This is a genomic window from Moritella sp. JT01 (assembly GCF_001574435.1).
In the GTDB taxonomy this organism is placed as follows: domain Bacteria; phylum Pseudomonadota; class Gammaproteobacteria; order Enterobacterales; family Moritellaceae; genus Moritella.
Window position 1 is genome coordinate 63,467 of sequence record NZ_LOCN01000005.1, and the last position, 15,148, is coordinate 78,614.

At 38.2% G+C, this 15,148-nt stretch carries 15 protein-coding genes; 5 read left to right on the forward strand and 10 right to left on the reverse strand.

Going from position 1 to position 15,148, the window contains the following annotated elements; translation table 11 throughout:
- The 4 genes from AKG98_RS04820 to AKG98_RS04835 are packed head-to-tail and all read right to left on the reverse strand — an operon-like array spanning position 1 to position 2,428.
- On the reverse strand, positions 1 to 435 hold the full coding sequence (locus AKG98_RS04820) for a YcgN family cysteine cluster protein (RefSeq protein WP_067042183.1): 435 nt from the start codon (positions 433 to 435) through the stop codon (positions 1 to 3).
- 11 nt (positions 436 to 446) lie between these two features.
- Positions 447 to 1,118: a fumarylacetoacetate hydrolase family protein gene (locus AKG98_RS04825; RefSeq protein WP_067042186.1), complete on the reverse strand. Its 672-nt coding sequence runs from the start codon at positions 1,116 to 1,118 to the stop codon at positions 447 to 449.
- Positions 1,119 to 1,120: 2 nt separating this feature from the next.
- Positions 1,121 to 2,116, reverse strand: a complete 996-nt coding sequence (locus tag AKG98_RS04830) for a lytic transglycosylase domain-containing protein (RefSeq protein ID WP_067042190.1) — start codon at positions 2,114 to 2,116, stop codon at positions 1,121 to 1,123.
- 33 nt (positions 2,117 to 2,149) lie between these two features.
- Positions 2,150 to 2,428: a YcgL domain-containing protein gene (locus AKG98_RS04835; RefSeq protein ID WP_067042196.1), complete on the reverse strand. Its 279-nt coding sequence runs from the start codon at positions 2,426 to 2,428 to the stop codon at positions 2,150 to 2,152.
- A 125-nt stretch (positions 2,429 to 2,553) separates the two neighbouring features.
- On the opposite strand from AKG98_RS04835, the gene minC reads away from it, so the two are divergent.
- The 3 genes from minC to minE are packed head-to-tail and all read left to right on the forward strand — an operon-like array spanning position 2,554 to position 4,365.
- Positions 2,554 to 3,273, forward strand: a complete 720-nt coding sequence (gene minC, locus AKG98_RS04840) for a septum site-determining protein MinC (protein ID WP_228140206.1) — start codon at positions 2,554 to 2,556, stop codon at positions 3,271 to 3,273.
- 15 nt (positions 3,274 to 3,288) lie between these two features.
- Positions 3,289 to 4,098, forward strand: a complete 810-nt coding sequence (gene minD / locus AKG98_RS04845) for a septum site-determining protein MinD (protein WP_067042200.1) — start codon at positions 3,289 to 3,291, stop codon at positions 4,096 to 4,098.
- Positions 4,099 to 4,365: a cell division topological specificity factor MinE gene (gene minE, locus AKG98_RS04850; protein WP_067042206.1), complete on the forward strand. Its 267-nt coding sequence runs from the start codon at positions 4,099 to 4,101 to the stop codon at positions 4,363 to 4,365.
- A 52-nt stretch (positions 4,366 to 4,417) separates the two neighbouring features.
- On the opposite strand, the gene rnd is transcribed toward minE, so the two are convergent.
- The 5 genes from rnd to AKG98_RS04875 all read right to left on the reverse strand — a co-directional run bounded on the left by rnd (position 4,418) and on the right by AKG98_RS04875 (position 11,043).
- Positions 4,418 to 5,548: a ribonuclease D gene (gene rnd / locus AKG98_RS04855; RefSeq protein ID WP_067042208.1), complete on the reverse strand. Its 1,131-nt coding sequence runs from the start codon at positions 5,546 to 5,548 to the stop codon at positions 4,418 to 4,420.
- A gap of 108 nt (positions 5,549 to 5,656) precedes the next feature.
- Complete coding sequence (gene fadD, locus AKG98_RS04860) at positions 5,657 to 7,315, reverse strand: long-chain-fatty-acid--CoA ligase FadD (RefSeq protein WP_067042211.1); 1,659 nt, start codon at positions 7,313 to 7,315, stop codon at positions 5,657 to 5,659.
- A 224-nt stretch (positions 7,316 to 7,539) separates the two neighbouring features.
- The gene (locus AKG98_RS04865; RefSeq protein ID WP_067042214.1) at positions 7,540 to 8,409 is read right to left on the reverse strand and encodes an alpha/beta fold hydrolase; all 870 of its coding nucleotides are present in this window, start codon (positions 8,407 to 8,409) and stop codon (positions 7,540 to 7,542) included.
- A gap of 6 nt (positions 8,410 to 8,415) precedes the next feature.
- Positions 8,416 to 9,120 (reverse strand): tRNA (adenosine(37)-N6)-threonylcarbamoyltransferase complex dimerization subunit type 1 TsaB, encoded by a 705-nt coding sequence (gene tsaB, locus AKG98_RS04870; RefSeq protein ID WP_067042217.1) that lies wholly within the window; start codon positions 9,118 to 9,120, stop codon positions 8,416 to 8,418.
- A 12-nt stretch (positions 9,121 to 9,132) separates the two neighbouring features.
- Entirely contained in the window at positions 9,133 to 11,043 is a 1,911-nt protein-coding gene (locus AKG98_RS04875) for an ATP-dependent DNA helicase (RefSeq protein WP_067042220.1), read from the reverse strand.
- Between the two features lie 604 nt (positions 11,044 to 11,647).
- Here AKG98_RS04875 and AKG98_RS04880 point away from each other — a divergent pair.
- Positions 11,648 to 12,751 carry a phosphoribosylaminoimidazolesuccinocarboxamide synthase gene (locus tag AKG98_RS04880; protein WP_067042223.1) on the forward strand — a complete coding sequence of 368 codons (1,104 nt, stop codon included), beginning with the start codon at positions 11,648 to 11,650 and terminating at the stop codon, positions 12,749 to 12,751.
- Between the two features lie 119 nt (positions 12,752 to 12,870).
- On the opposite strand, the gene AKG98_RS04885 is transcribed toward AKG98_RS04880, so the two are convergent.
- Positions 12,871 to 14,487: an NAD(P)/FAD-dependent oxidoreductase gene (locus AKG98_RS04885; RefSeq protein WP_067042226.1), complete on the reverse strand. Its 1,617-nt coding sequence runs from the start codon at positions 14,485 to 14,487 to the stop codon at positions 12,871 to 12,873.
- 223 nt (positions 14,488 to 14,710) lie between these two features.
- On the opposite strand from AKG98_RS04885, the gene fdxA reads away from it, so the two are divergent.
- Positions 14,711 to 15,034, forward strand: coding sequence for a ferredoxin FdxA (fdxA, locus tag AKG98_RS04890; RefSeq protein WP_067042229.1), 324 nt, complete (start codon positions 14,711 to 14,713; stop codon positions 15,032 to 15,034).
- Positions 15,035 to 15,148 lie beyond the last annotated feature (114 nt).

The following is a 15,148-nucleotide window of genomic DNA, read 5'->3' on the forward strand; positions in this document are numbered from 1 at the left end:
TTACAGTTTAAACGTTATAATATGGTCTTCTAAGTCACCCGCTTGTGATTCAGCAACTGCTTTACCACGAATCGAATAACCTAATTTATGCATCTCAGATTGACTACCGGTAATTAACGGGTGCCATTCAGGAATATCGTTTCCTTCGAGTAACCGCTTATAAGCGCAGGTTTCAGGTAACCAATGGAATGCATCTATATCATCTAATGTCACTTTGAAACAATCCGAAACATACTTAAAACGTTTCTCGTATTTCTTACAGCGACATGATTTGGTATTTAATAATTCACAAGCAACATTAGTGAAATGTATTTCATCCGTGTCATCTTCGATAATCTTATGTAAGCAACATTTTCCGCAACCATCGCAGAGTGATTCCCACTCTGGAACAGTCATTTTAGCGAGTGTTTTAGTCTGCCAAAATTTTTCTACCATTTCATTAATCTCTAAATAATCTCGCAGCCGAATTTATAACGGTTTGCTAGCGTTAAAGCAAGTTTATCTCCACTATTTAGAACACCGACACCTGCCGGTGTTCCCGTGAGTACAATATCACCAGGTAACAATGTAAAGCAGGTCGTAATTTCAGTCAGCAAGGCTTCTATTGAGCGCATCATTTTAGCTGTATCACCTTGCTGGCGAGTTATATTATTAACACTTAGACTAAACTCTAGTTGATTCAGATCGTTAAATTCATTAATTGGAATGAATCTGGAGATAGGACATGAATAATCAAACGCTTTTGCCCGTTCCCAAGGCTGACCCTTTTCTTTGAGCTTTGATTGTAAATCTCTTAATGTTAAATCAAGGCCAAGCCCTACTCCCCATATCATCTCTGCGATACTAATATCATCACCGCGTTGAATAGGTGCGCTTATTAATAAAGCGACTTCAAGTTCGTTATGGCATTCGCCAAGTCCAGTTGGTAATAGTAATGGCTCATCAAAACTAATTAACGCTGTAGCAGGCTTCATGAATAATAATGCTTGTTCAGGGACTTCGTTACCAAGTTCACGAATGTGATCGAGGTAATTTCGACCGATACAAACAACCTTACCTACCGGTAAACTTAACGTTTCATTATTGATATTCTGATGTTGATAAAGGGAATAATTCATGTTCAATCCTTGAATTTGATCGCATCAGACAAATGCGCAACAGAAGTAGCAAAGTAATCAGACCGATTCCAACGCATAATGCTTTTGTAGTTGTTATAAACTAAATAGATACGGCCATTTTCGCCATCAGGCATAATCAGAGACGCATTAAGATCAACTTTAGGCAGGCTGTTTCCTTCGTAAGTCCGTATACCGAGTGACTGCCATTCATTTAATTTCTTTGTTAACTTAAGGCCTGATACTTGTGCATCATAATTATCAGGTAGCAATACCTGTCGACCCCAAGTATATGTATCATCCCATTTGGCTTGTTTTAGATAATTGGCAGCAGAGGCCAAAGCATCGGCTGTATTGTTCCAAATATCCTTTTTACCATCCTTGTTATAGTCAACAGCATACGCATTAAATGAAGACGGCATAAATTGAACCTGCCCCATAGCACCAGCCCATGACCCTTTCATGTCAGTGGCTGTAATATGGCCTTCATCAATAATCTTCAATGCTGCAAAGAATTCTTTTTTGAAAAAGGTTTCACGTCTTCCATCATAAGCAAGCGTCGCAAGTGCGGATAATGTAGAGAAGTTCCCAGTATAATTACCGAAGTTTGTTTCAACCCCCCACAGCGCGACAATGAAGTTTGTTTCAACCCCCCACAGCGCGACAATGAATCTTGGTTGAACACCAAAATCTTTTCCTATTCTTTCTAATAGTTCTTTATTTTCTAGGAATAATTTACGCGCTTTCGCTATTTTCCATTCAGGAACAGCTCTAGGAATATACGCATCAAGTGTTATTTTTTGGCGTTCCGGTTGCGCTTTGTCATGTACGATTGTTTTTTTTCTGTAGTTAATACTACTGAATGCATCATTAATCGTTTGTTCACTGAATCCTAACGATTCAGATTCAGTGCGTAAGGTAGATAAATATTCATCGAATGTCGGCTTGGCAGACACAGCCGTTGAAGTTAAAGCTAATAACACTAACCCTGCTAATTTCATTATATCTCCTTATATACTCTCTATAATGACGTGTTATTTATTTTCATCACGCCATTTTTTATATTCATCCAAATGATTTACAGGCGGTGGTGGCATCTGTAAATAAAAGCCCGCTGTTGTTAAGTTCTCTAATACTTTTTTAGTATCGGCAAATTGCAACGTTCGTGTTGCGAGCAAATTCATCGTAACAACTAACTTAGGTTGACCAAACATACTTAATAAAGTTTCAGGAACTTGACTAAAATCTTCACGGCGAGATATAAATAAATACATCCCTTCTTTTTTATTTGTTTTATAAATTGAACAAAGCATTGCGTTTCTCTTTAGTTATGAACTTGCCTATTTTGCGAGTAAAATATAACATGGCATAATGAATTATCTAAGTGCTATAACCATAAATGCTAAAACAGGCATGAAAACTAAGCAACCAGGGAAAAATGATGGCAGATCAGTCAATAAAATTTAAAGGGACTAGCTTTACACTTTCAGTTATTCATATAGAGAATGATGCTGCAATGGCTAATCTTCATTCCTTTATTGCCGACAAAGTATGCCAAGCCCCTGCATTCTTTAAATCTGCACCGGTGGTTGTTAATATCGCAAACTTAGCCGAAGATATTGACTTTCAAGCGATTGAACAAGTTATCACCAATAATGGGATGAATCTTGTTGGTATTGAAGGTTGTAAAACAGCGGAACAAAAACTAGGTGTACGAGCGGCAGGCCTTTCTGTTATATCCAATACAGCTAAAAATAATACAAGTTCATTAGTATCTGCTTCACAAATAAAACCAGAAATTCAAACAGTTATTGTTGAAAAATCTGTAACTAAGACCATAGTTCATAAAGGGCAGATAAGATCTGGGCAACAAATTTATGCTCAAAATGCTTCTTTAACTGTATTGGGTAATATTAGCGCAGGTGCTGAAGTGATTGCAGATGGTTCAATCCATATATATGGTGCATTACGTGGCCGTGCAATAGCAGGCGCTAAAGGTGATGATAGCGCACAGATTTTCTGTAACAAATTAGACCCCGAATTATTATCAATTAATGGCACTTATATTTTAAGTGATGCAGTGCAACCGGAATTTTTAAATTCCCGAGCACATATAAATTGCATTAATAACAAATTAGAAATTACAAAGTTCGATTAAATTCAAGGAATTAAAATGGCTGAGATTATTGTCGTAACATCCGGTAAAGGTGGTGTTGGTAAGACAACTACAAGTGCCGCTATTGCAACTGGATTAGCAATGCGAGGGAAAAGAACTGTTGTTATCGATTTCGATATCGGTTTACGTAACTTAGACTTAATCATGGGCTGTGAACGCCGCGTGGTTTATGACTTCGTTAATGTAATCAATGGGGAAGCAAACCTATCGCAAGCTTTAATTAAAGATAAACGTGTAGCGAACCTGAATATTCTACCCGCGTCACAAACACGTGACAAAGATGCACTAACAAAAGAAGGCGTTGGTAAAGTATTAGACCAACTTGCTGAAAATCATGATTACATCATTTGCGATTCACCTGCAGGCATCGAAGCAGGCGCTATGATGGCATTATACTTTGCAGATATAGCAATTATCACAACAAACCCTGAAGTCTCGTCAGTGCGCGATTCAGACCGCATTATCGGTATGTTACAAAGCCGCTCTCGTCGTGCCGAGCAAGGTCTAGAACCGATTAAAGAACATTTGCTTATTACTCGCTACGTACCAGAACGCGTTGCGCGTGGTGATATGTTAAGTGTTGAAAACATCACTGATATTTTAGCCGTACCGCTTGCAGGTGTCATACCTGAATCAGGTGCCGTATTGAAAGCATCTAACTGCGGCCAACCTGTGATCCTTGACACAGAAAGTGATGCTGGACAAGCATATGCAGATACTGTTGCTAGAATTTTAGGTGAAGAGCGCGAATTTCGTTTTCTTGACGTAGAAAAGAAAGGCTTTTTAAGCAGAATATTTGGAGGTTAAATGTCGTTACTTGATTATTTTCGTACATCAAAACCGGATGCGTCGTCTGCTAATTTAGCGAAAGACCGCTTACAAATAATTGTTGCACATGAACGTAGCATACGTGATAACACGCCAGATTATTTACCACAGTTAAAGCTGGATATACTAGAAGTGATCAAAAAGTATGTTGCAGTAACATCAGATCAAGTTCATGTACAACTTGACCAGAGAGACAACAACCTTTCAGTTTTAGAACTGAACGTGACTCTTTCTGAAGACCCGTAAGCATTAAGCAAGTGTACAACATTCATGTACACTTGCTATTACTTATTACTTATTACTTATTAGCCATTAAACCTTCAAATAAGCTATTACCTATCAGTTCCGCACGCCAATCACTTAACAACACAGGTTTACTACCGACAGCACGCTCCTCCTCTGTCAATTTCCAGACCCAGTTTAATAACTCATTGATAATTTTCTTTGAACCAATTAATTCTGCTGGAATATTCGTTTTCTCGGCAACGATAGCAATCTTATTACGTATTCCTTGTACTATTTTTTTATAGCCAGGGTAATCAGAAATTCGCGTTAACGGTTCAGGTAACTCTTCATCTGACAGATTTTGAGCTTGTTTAACAAGATCGATGATCTGTTTGCCATGACGTTTAATCTCGATAGGAAGTAACCCTAACTGATTTAAATCGCGTAATGATTTAGGCTGCTGTTTCGCGACTTCCAGAAGGTGGGCTTCTTTAACCACAAAATTAACTGCCATATCACGGTTTACCGCGTTGTTCTCGCGCCACTCGCCCAGCGCTTGTAAGGTTGCAAGCTCACGAGGTGATAAGAATGATGCGTTTTTGAATTGTTTGTAGACTGTTTTAGGGTTCTTTTTAACCATCTTACGACGACGTAAATTATCTAACTCTTGCAAATAAAAGTCGTAATAACCTAGTTCATCAAGTTTAGATTTTAATTCATGCCAGCATGGCAGTAAATGATACACATCAGCTGCGGCATAACTTAGCTGCTTAGTTGTTAATGGACGCGCTAGCCAGTTAGAACGAGATTCACCTTTATCTAACGTGATATTTTGAAATTCAGAAACTAAACCACCAAAACCAAGGGAAGAACCAAGCCCACAAAATGCTGCTGCTATTTGTGTATCATGAAAAAAATCAGGAAATTTGTTTGCAACTGTCATGAATACATCGAGGTCTTCTGAACAAGCATGAAGAACAACAGGTTGACGGTCGAGGAGTTGCCATAATGCGCTAAGATCATCAATAGCGAGTGGATCGACTAAATAGGTTTCAGTACCATTATATAACTGAAACAATCCTAAGATTGGGTAATAAGTACGCTGTCTGATAAATTCAGTGTCGATAGCTAAAATTTCAACTTCCGCACATTGAGCTATCATTTCCTGCAATGTTATTTGATCTTCAACTAAAATATATTCCACTTATAACCTCAAAAGAAAGCCACTTTCTTACAATTTAGAAAGTGGCTTAATTTTAGCGAAATATGTTACTAATGATAAGTGTTTTATTACTTTAAATTAGATCTAATACTAATCGCGTAATTCACGGCGTAAAATCTTACCTACATTACTCTTAGGTAATTCATCACGGAATTCAATGATACGAGGGATTTTATACGCAGTAAGGTGCTCACGGCAATGCGCCACAATTTCTTCTTTCGAAATTTCACCTTTTTTAACAACAAAAATCTTAACTGTTTCGCCTGATGATTCATGAGGAACACCAATAGCGGCAGCTTCAAGAATATTTTCATTTAGCGTTAGTACGTCTTCGATTTCGTTAGGGAATACGTTAAAGCCTGAAACAAGGATCATATCTTTTTTACGGTCAACGACGTAGAAGAAACCAACTTCGTCCATACGAGCGATATCACCAGTGTTTAACCAGCCATCAGCAGTAATCACTTCAGCTGTGTCTTGAGGACGCTGCCAATAACCCTGCATAACTTGAGGACCCCGAACTTGCATCTCACCAACTGCGCCAGGTTTTGTTAAAACGCCACCGTCTTCATCAATGATACGAACATCCGTCGATGATACAGGTAAACCGATTGAGCCATTGTATTCATGTAGATCGTAAGGATTTACAGTTACAAGTGGTGAACATTCAGTTAAGCCATAACCTTCAAGTAAGTGATTACCCGTTATTTTCTTCCATTTTTCCGCTACAGAACGTTGAACAGCCATACCGCCACCAACTGAAAGTTTCAATCCAGAAAAATCAATTTTCGCGAATGTTTCATCATTTACCAGCGCATTAAACAAGGTGTTTACACCTGTAATTGCAGTTGGTTTATGCTCGTCAATTTCTTTGATTAACGCAGGAAGATCGCGAGGATTGGTAATAAGAATATTCTTACCACCGCTCAAGAAGAACAGCAAGCCATTCACTGTTAATGCAAATACATGATACAAGGGTAATGCAGTAATAACGGTTTCAGTACCACGGTCAATAATACTACCGTATGCAGCTTCAGCCTGTAATACATTAGCAAGCATATTTTTGTGCGTTAGTATTGCACCTTTAGATACACCAGTGGTACCACCTGTATACTGAAGGAAAGCAATATCATCAAAGCCAGTTTCAACTTTGGTAAACTTCATTGAACGACCTTTATTCAACACGCGGTTGAATGAGATCGCATTTGGTAAGTTAAACTTAGGCACCATTTTCTTCACGTACTTAACAACTAAGTTTGTGATTGCACCTTTAATTGGAGAGAACAGGTCGCCCAATTGCGTCAAGATTACATGTTCAATAGGTGAGTCTTTAATCACCTTTTCTAAAACGCTTGCAAAGTTTGAGATGATAACAATTGCTTTTGCACCGGAATCATTTAACTGATGTTTTAATTCACGCGGTGTATATAAAGGATTTACATTAACAATAACCATACCCGCACGTAATACACCAAATAGCGCAATTGGGTATTGAAGTAAGTTAGGCATCATTAACGCGACACGGTCGCCTTTATTTAATTTAAGCTCGTTTTGAAGGTAAGCTGCAAAAGCACGAGATTTTTCTTCGATTTCACCATAAGTTAATGAACAACCCATATTTACATATGCAGTGTTGCTACCAAAATTTTGAACTGTTTGATCGAATATATCGTTCAAAGAACGAAATGAACCAAAGTCAATTTCTGCGGGAACATTTTCCGGGTATCTATTTAACCAAACCTTTTCCACCTTACCACTCCTTTTTATTTAACTTCTTAATTTAACAAAACGACTAAATATTATTAATCCGTTTATAATATTTAGCCGCTATTGATGAAATTATTTATTGTGAATAGATCTTAATTGATTAACACTCAATTAACAAATGAAATATCTATATTACACGTTTATTTAAATCTTCATTATTTAGAATTAGATAATATAAACTCTATTTTTATCGATTAAATAAACTATTATTTTAATTTATCAACAAATTTAACGATCACACTTGCAGTTTCGACAGCATTATCCATGTGAATATGATGCCCACCAATAAGTGTCAAAATATCAAAATTTTCTTTATTAAATATGTCCGACTTCAATTTCTCAACAATTAAAGGATAACCTTTATCACCAACGATAATCAGACATCTCATTGATATAGATGATAAAATATCAATTACCTGAGACTCTGTCAACCTAATCAAAGATCGTAATTTTAGCTTAGGATCAGATCGCCATGTCATTTTTCCGGCATTAATAATTAAATTTCTTCTACATATCAATACCGCATTTTGCTCCGTCAAATCAGAAACAAAACAACGTGCTTTAACGACCTTTTCCAATGTCAAAGTATTAGCGTTAACACTACCACTTTGGTTGTAATTATAACGACTTTCTATCCCTTTACGCAATTGGCTTACTGTTTGTTCAGCTTCTGCTGAAATTGCGCCCAGCCCTTCGATTAATATCAAACGATTAACAAGTTCTGGAAATGTCGCAGCAAAAATGGAGCTGATCATTGCGCCCATTGAGTGCCCGACTATACTGACGCTGCCCCAATGCTGTGTTTTAATTATTTGATAAAGGTCCTCTACCCATTCAATAAAATTGTAATGACCTCCCTTATGATCAGAATGACCATGACCAGGTAAATCTATCGCAATGAATTGATAAGGTAATGAACCGTCATCTAAATTACGTTTTAATTCTTCAACAAGAGGGATAAAGCTTGCAGCATTGTCTAACCACCCGTGAACAGCCAGTAAAATAGGTTTAGACTTATCTCCATAGCGTAAACCAGCAATAGTTTTACCATTGACCTCTATGCTAAAGCTATTCATTAGAATTTACTCTCTACCCGGTAGTTTTTTCCAGGTTACTGTATCGCGAACGTAAACAGGCATAGCATCTTCAACTGCAACCGCGTGACCCTGTTCAAATTCAGCCGCGGCAATAACGAGCATATCCAGTGCACTTGGGAACTGTATACCTTCACATGCTGTTAGTTGAGCAACGTTTAAATCAGCAAGTTGTTCTGCATAGGTAGACCAACCCGTTCCGAGCGTATGGAATGCAGTTTCTGGTTTATTAAAATCAACCAATAGTTGATCAGGCTTGACTACAATTTCCTTATCCACTAATGTCATTACACCCGCTTCATTGAGCTTGTAATGAGCAAAATATATTTCGCCCATACGTGCATCAATTGCCGGTAATACGTCAGTTACATTGTGTAAACGATAAGCACCTTGCGCCATCGCTGCCAGGGTTGAAATTGGTAGCATTGGTAAATCAGCACCAAATGCTAAACCTTGCGCAATCCCCGTACCAATACGAACACCGGTAAAGCTGCCAGGGCCACGACCAAATGCGAGTGCATCTAAATCTTTTAATTTAATACCAGCTTCAGTCAATAAGCTATCGACCATAGGCAATATACGCTTAGTGTGCTCGCGTGGACTTTCTAGCTCTCTCACTAATACCTGACCGTTAATGCTCAATGCGGCAGAACAATTTTCTGTTGATGTATCTAGTGCTAAAATATTACTCATAAAATTCACTTTCTAATTGTTAGTTTTCTTAATAAAAGATAAAACGCTATTTATATCTCTGGTTCGTGGCATATCGGGTAAGCTATTGATAAACGTAGCGCCATATCCACGAGATACGATACGTGTATCACAAATAATAACACATCCAGTGTCTTTGACATCACGGATTAAACGCCCTACCCCTTGCTTTAAATTAATGACAGCCTTTGGTATTTGCAATGCAGAGAAAGGATCTTCACCTTTACGCTGGCAATCTTCGATACGCGCTTGTAAAAGAGGGTCATCTGGTGACGCAAAAGGCAATTTATCAATAATAACACAGCTTAAAGTTTGCCCGCGTACATCGATACCTTCCCAGAACGAGTATGTCCCAATAAGTAACGCATTACCGTGCTCAATAAATTGGTCGAGTAAGACTTGTTTATTATCTTGTCCTTGAACAAAGATCGGCATAGTCAGCTGTTGTTGTAATAAACTCGCTACTTGTCTAATCATGTAATGACTTGTACATAAGAAAAAACAGCGACCTTTATTGGCTATAATAATAGGTGCTAATTTTTCAACCAGTATACGGGCTATATTTGGATCATTTGGCTCAGGTATATTACGCGGTACACACAACATTGCCTGGTTTTGATAATCAAATGGGCTTGCTAGAATTAACTCTTTCGCATCTGCGAGTCCCATTTGTTGTCGATAATGTGAGAAACAATTATCAACCGCTAATGTCGCAGAAGTAAAAATCCAGGTTGATTTACTTTTTTCTTGTTCAGCGCTAAAACGTTCTGCAATATTAAGTGGCGTTATATTTAAAGTAAAGTTTCGCTTAGTGCATTCGTACCAATAGCTCTCGCCGGTATTATTAACCGCCATTATTTGTTGAAATGTTGCTTTAATTTCCACAATACGATCGAAGCATTGATCGACAAGTTCCGTTCTACCAAGGTTAAGCTTGATCACTTCATATATGAAGTCGAGTTGATCTTGAAAGCGTATAATCGTTTTCATTACCGCTTGTTGAGTGAATAAATGCCGCCAATTTCCACGTCCAGATTCCATCGAAAAACTCAATCTTAAATCTTGCGTCGCATTCGCTAAACCATTCGCGGCTTTGGTTACTTGTATTGAGTCCTTAAGATCTGTTCGCCCCAAATACTGCACGTCTTTACATAGCGCTTGTATCTGTTTACTGGTGATACTTTTACCAAAATATTCTGAAGCAATGTCTGGTATTTGGTGAGCTTCATCAAAAATAATCACATCAGCGTCTGGTAATAGTCGACCAAACCCTGAGTCTTTAACGTTCAAATCAGCAAAGTATAAATGGTGGTTAACAACCACTACATCTGCGTCAAGCGCCTTACGGCGAGCTTTTACTAAAAAACAATCGTCATAATCAGGACAATCTCGCCCTAAGCAATTATCATTGGTGGATGTTACTAAGGGTAAGATCTCTGCATCGTCTTTAAGACCGGGCACTGAACTCATATCACCACTAATGGTGATATTGGACCAACCCTTTACTTTGACATAATCACTTAATATGGTTTGATTTTGATATTGAGTTTCTCGCCCTAACCGCGTTAATCGTTCGGTACACAAGTAGTTACTTCGACCTTTAAGCAACGCCGTTTTGGCTTTACTGTTTAATGCATCAATAATAAAGGGTAAATCGCGATTGAATAATTGCTCTTGAAGATTTTTACTACCCGTACTGATAATTGTTGTTTTATCATTAATCAATGCTGGTATTAGATAGGCAAACGTTTTACCCGTCCCCGTTTCGGCTTCAACGATTAAACTCCCCTTGTTTGTGATCACTGAATTAATGGCTTTTGCCATATCTATTTGTGGTTGACGAGCGGTATAGCCATCGATGACCTTGGCTAAAGCGCCACCCGATAAAAAATATTGCTCTATCACAAACAAGTTTCCATATAGTTTAATAAGACAGCATTTAATATCATCACTGGTCTCAATAATCAAATCGATGTTTTATAAAACCGAGTTTATGGTTGTTTTTCGACCCTATTTGATAAAGTCACCTCTTTATAGTTTGTTCTTTTTAACAAAATTAATCAGTAATAGTGGCATCACTCTCCACATCTGGTAAAATCGCCGTCAAATCGACAGCAACACCTCGAATCTAGCTAAATTAGTCCAAAGTAACTTGGAAGAGCCTTCAGGGATATTGAAAGAAACTCTTCCAAGTTACTTAGGTATATAGCCAAGCTACTTCAAGATGCACAATCAGCAAACCGAAAGGTGAGGATATTCAAGGCATGATGTCGATAATTTAGTTATTCTAAATCAAGACTTCATAACGCCGAAGATACCACCATTCGGTTTGCCCTACGGGAGGCGAGCAGGAATAACAGCATAGCGTTGCAACATTTGAAAATGGAATAACCATTATCGGCATATTGCGCCTTATACTGATATCCCTGCTCGTCTCTGATATAGCATCTTGAAGTAGTTTGGGTATACGTTTTATTTAAACGATTAAACTCAATAAGGATAGTTAACAATGAGTCTTGCTGATAAAGTATTAGCTGTAAACAATGATTTACCGATCCGTACAGATAAACCTGTTCACAGCGGTAAAGTACGTTCTGTTTACTGGTTAACTGAAGCTGACAGTCGTCGCCTAATCGAAGAAAAAGGTTACGATGTAGCGGCGGATGCACCACTTGCAATTATGGTTATTAGTGACCGTATTTCTGCGTTTGAATGCATTTGGCACGGTGAAGGCGGCATGCGCGGTGTACCTGGGAAAGGTGCTGCGTTAAACGCAATTTCAAACCATTGGTTTAAGTCTTTCCGTGAAAACGGTTTAGCTGATAGCCATATTCTTGATATCCCTCACCCATTCATTTGGATCGTTCAAAAAGCCAGACCAGTCATGATTGAAGCTATTTGCCGCCAATACATCACTGGTTCTATGTGGCGTGCTTATAGCCAAGGCGAACGTAATTTCTGTGGTATTGAACTACCAGAAGGTTTAACTAAAGACCAAAAATTACCAGAGCTACTCATTACACCGTCGACTAAAGGTATTTTAGAAGGCATTCCAGGTGTTCCAGCTGTCGATGATGTTAACATCACTCGCAAAAATATTTCAGATAACTACGAAGCATTTAACTTCAAATCACCTGATGATATTACTTACTACGAAAAGTTACTAAAAGAAGGCTTTAACGTAATCAGTGATGCATTAGCGGATGTTGATCAAGTATTTGTCGATACTAAATTCGAATTTGGCTATGTAACAGACAGTAAAGGTCAAGACAAGCTTATCTATATGGATGAAGTTGGTACACCAGATTCATCACGTATTTGGGATGCAGCAGCGTTCCGTGAAGGTCATGTGATTGAAAACTCAAAAGAAGGTTTCCGTCAGTTATTACTTAACTACTTCCCTGAACCAGATATTTTACTCAATAAAAACAGAATGGATGAACGTTTAGCACTTGCTGAACATAATGTATTACCGACATCTGTATTAATGTCTGTTTCTGAAACTTATTTAAATATTGCAGAGAAGATCACTGGCGAAAAGATTATTTTATCTGATAATCCGAAAGCTGAAATCATTGAAATATTACGTAACGATTATAATCTTATCGACTAATACCTTCGGGTATCAAATCGCAGATTGATTAAAACGTTAAAATGAAAAAGGAGAGCTAATTAGCTCTCCTTTTTTAATACCGGTTTTCTAAAACTTATTTAAACTCACTAAATAAGTAATTAAGCTTCTTTTACAAGCATAGAAAGCGCCATTGCTTCAGCCACTTTGATACCATCTATACCCGCAGATAAAATGCCACCAGCATAACCAGCACCTTCACCAGCAGGGAATAAACCTTTCGTGCTGATACTTTGGAAATCACGACCACGTTTAATGCTTACAGGCGATGATGTACGCGTTTCAACACCCGTTAATATTGCATCTTTCGCAGAGAAACCTTTAATTTTCTTTTCAAACGCCGGTATCGCTTCACGAATAGCCGCAATAGCAAAAGGAGGAAGCGTTTTACTTAAGTCAGTAAACTTAAGTCCTGGCTTGTATGATGGAACAACATCACCAAATTCACCGTCACCACGACCAGTAAGGAAATCGCCTACTGTTTGTCCAGGTGCATCGTAGTTACTACCACCAATAACGAAAGCGTTCTGTTCCCATTTACGTTGTAGATCAATACCCGCTAATGGGTTACCAGGGAAATCTTCAGGCGTAATACCAACAACAATAGCGCTGTTCGCATTCATTTCATTACGCGAGTATTGGCTCATGCCATTTGTTACAAGACAACCTTCTTCTGACGCAGCAGCAACAACAGTACCGCCAGGACACATACAGAAGCTATAAACCGAACGACCACTCTTACAATGATGAACGAGTTTATAATCCGCAGAACCAAGTAGTGGGTTACCCGCATTTTTACCGAAACGTGCGTCATCAATGGCTGATTGTTTATGTTCAATACGGAAACCAATTGAGAAAGGCTTCGCTTCGAGGTAAACGCCACGTTTTTGTAGCATTTCAAATGTATCACGCGCACTGTGACCAATTGCCAGAGAGACATGGTTTGTTTCAATAATTTCGCCACCAGCAAGTTGAACACCGGTAACTTGATCATTTTCAATTAAAATATCATCCACACGGGCACTAAAACGAATTTCACCGCCTAGCGCTATGATATCTTTTCGCATACGCTCAATCATAGTAACCAGCTTAAATGTACCAATATGTGGCTTACTCAAGTACATGATCTCTTCAGGTGCACCCGCTTTAACAAATTCAGTTAAGATCTTACGAGCATGAAATTTTGGATCTTTTACTTGGCTATACAATTTACCGTCTGAGAATGTACCCGCACCACCTTCACCAAACTGAACATTTGATTCTGGATTTAAAACACGTTTACGCCAAAATCCGAATGTATCTTTCGTTCTTTCACGTACTTCTTTACCACGTTCGAGTACAATCGGTTTTAATCCCATTTGAGCAAGGATTAGCGCTGTAAATAAACCACATGGACCAAAACCAATCACAACAGGACGCTGCTCTAGTTCTTCTGTTTTTTCAGCAACAAATTTGTATTCCATATCAGGAGTAATACGAACATGTTGATCTTTTTCAAACTTAGCCAGAAGCGTTTGCTCATCTACGCTATCAGCCAACGTAATATCTAATGTATACATTAAGATAATCACATCACGTTTACGTGCATCATAACCACGACGAAAAACAGTATATTCACTCAATTGTTCAGGTTGAAGTGACAATCTCTGTAAAATATATTCATTAATAGCTTGATCATTATGATCTAGCGGAAGTTTTACATCGGTTAAACGTAACATAGAAAATTATCCAAATATCAAAGTGCATCGCGCTGTTAGAGCACTAGCCAGAAAACTAAAATCTTAGGGCGGGTATTTTACGTTATTATGAAGAAATATGCATTTTATTATTTGAAACTAGGTTGTTTTTCATGCCTCTTTTGCCGTCTTAATCGGATGTTAATTGCTTTTAGGGCGTGCTTACGTATAATGCCAGCACTTTGAAAATTGAGGAACAAGCATCATGGCTTTTGTCGTAACCGAAAACTGTATTAAATGTAAACACGGTGATTGCGTCCCTGTATGCCCTGCCGATGCCTTTCATGAAGGACCAAACTTCCTAGTCATAAATCCTATAGCCTGTATTGATTGTGGACTTTGCGTGCCAGAATGTCCTGTCGATGCAATTTTCCAAGAAGATGAAGTGCCTGAAGATCAACAGGTATTTATCGAAATAAATGAAGAGCTCTCTGAACAATGGCCTGTTATCACAGATAAATGCGAGCCACCAGCAGATGCTGACGACTGGGATGGTGTCGAAAACAAGCTGTCTTTACTCGAACGATAATAATTGGTGTCTTATATATAAGATATCTATCTAACCTATATGACATAGTATTAACACAGATATGCACAGAAATAATCAATAGCTTATGAGGTTTTATGTGTATATCGGCGATGA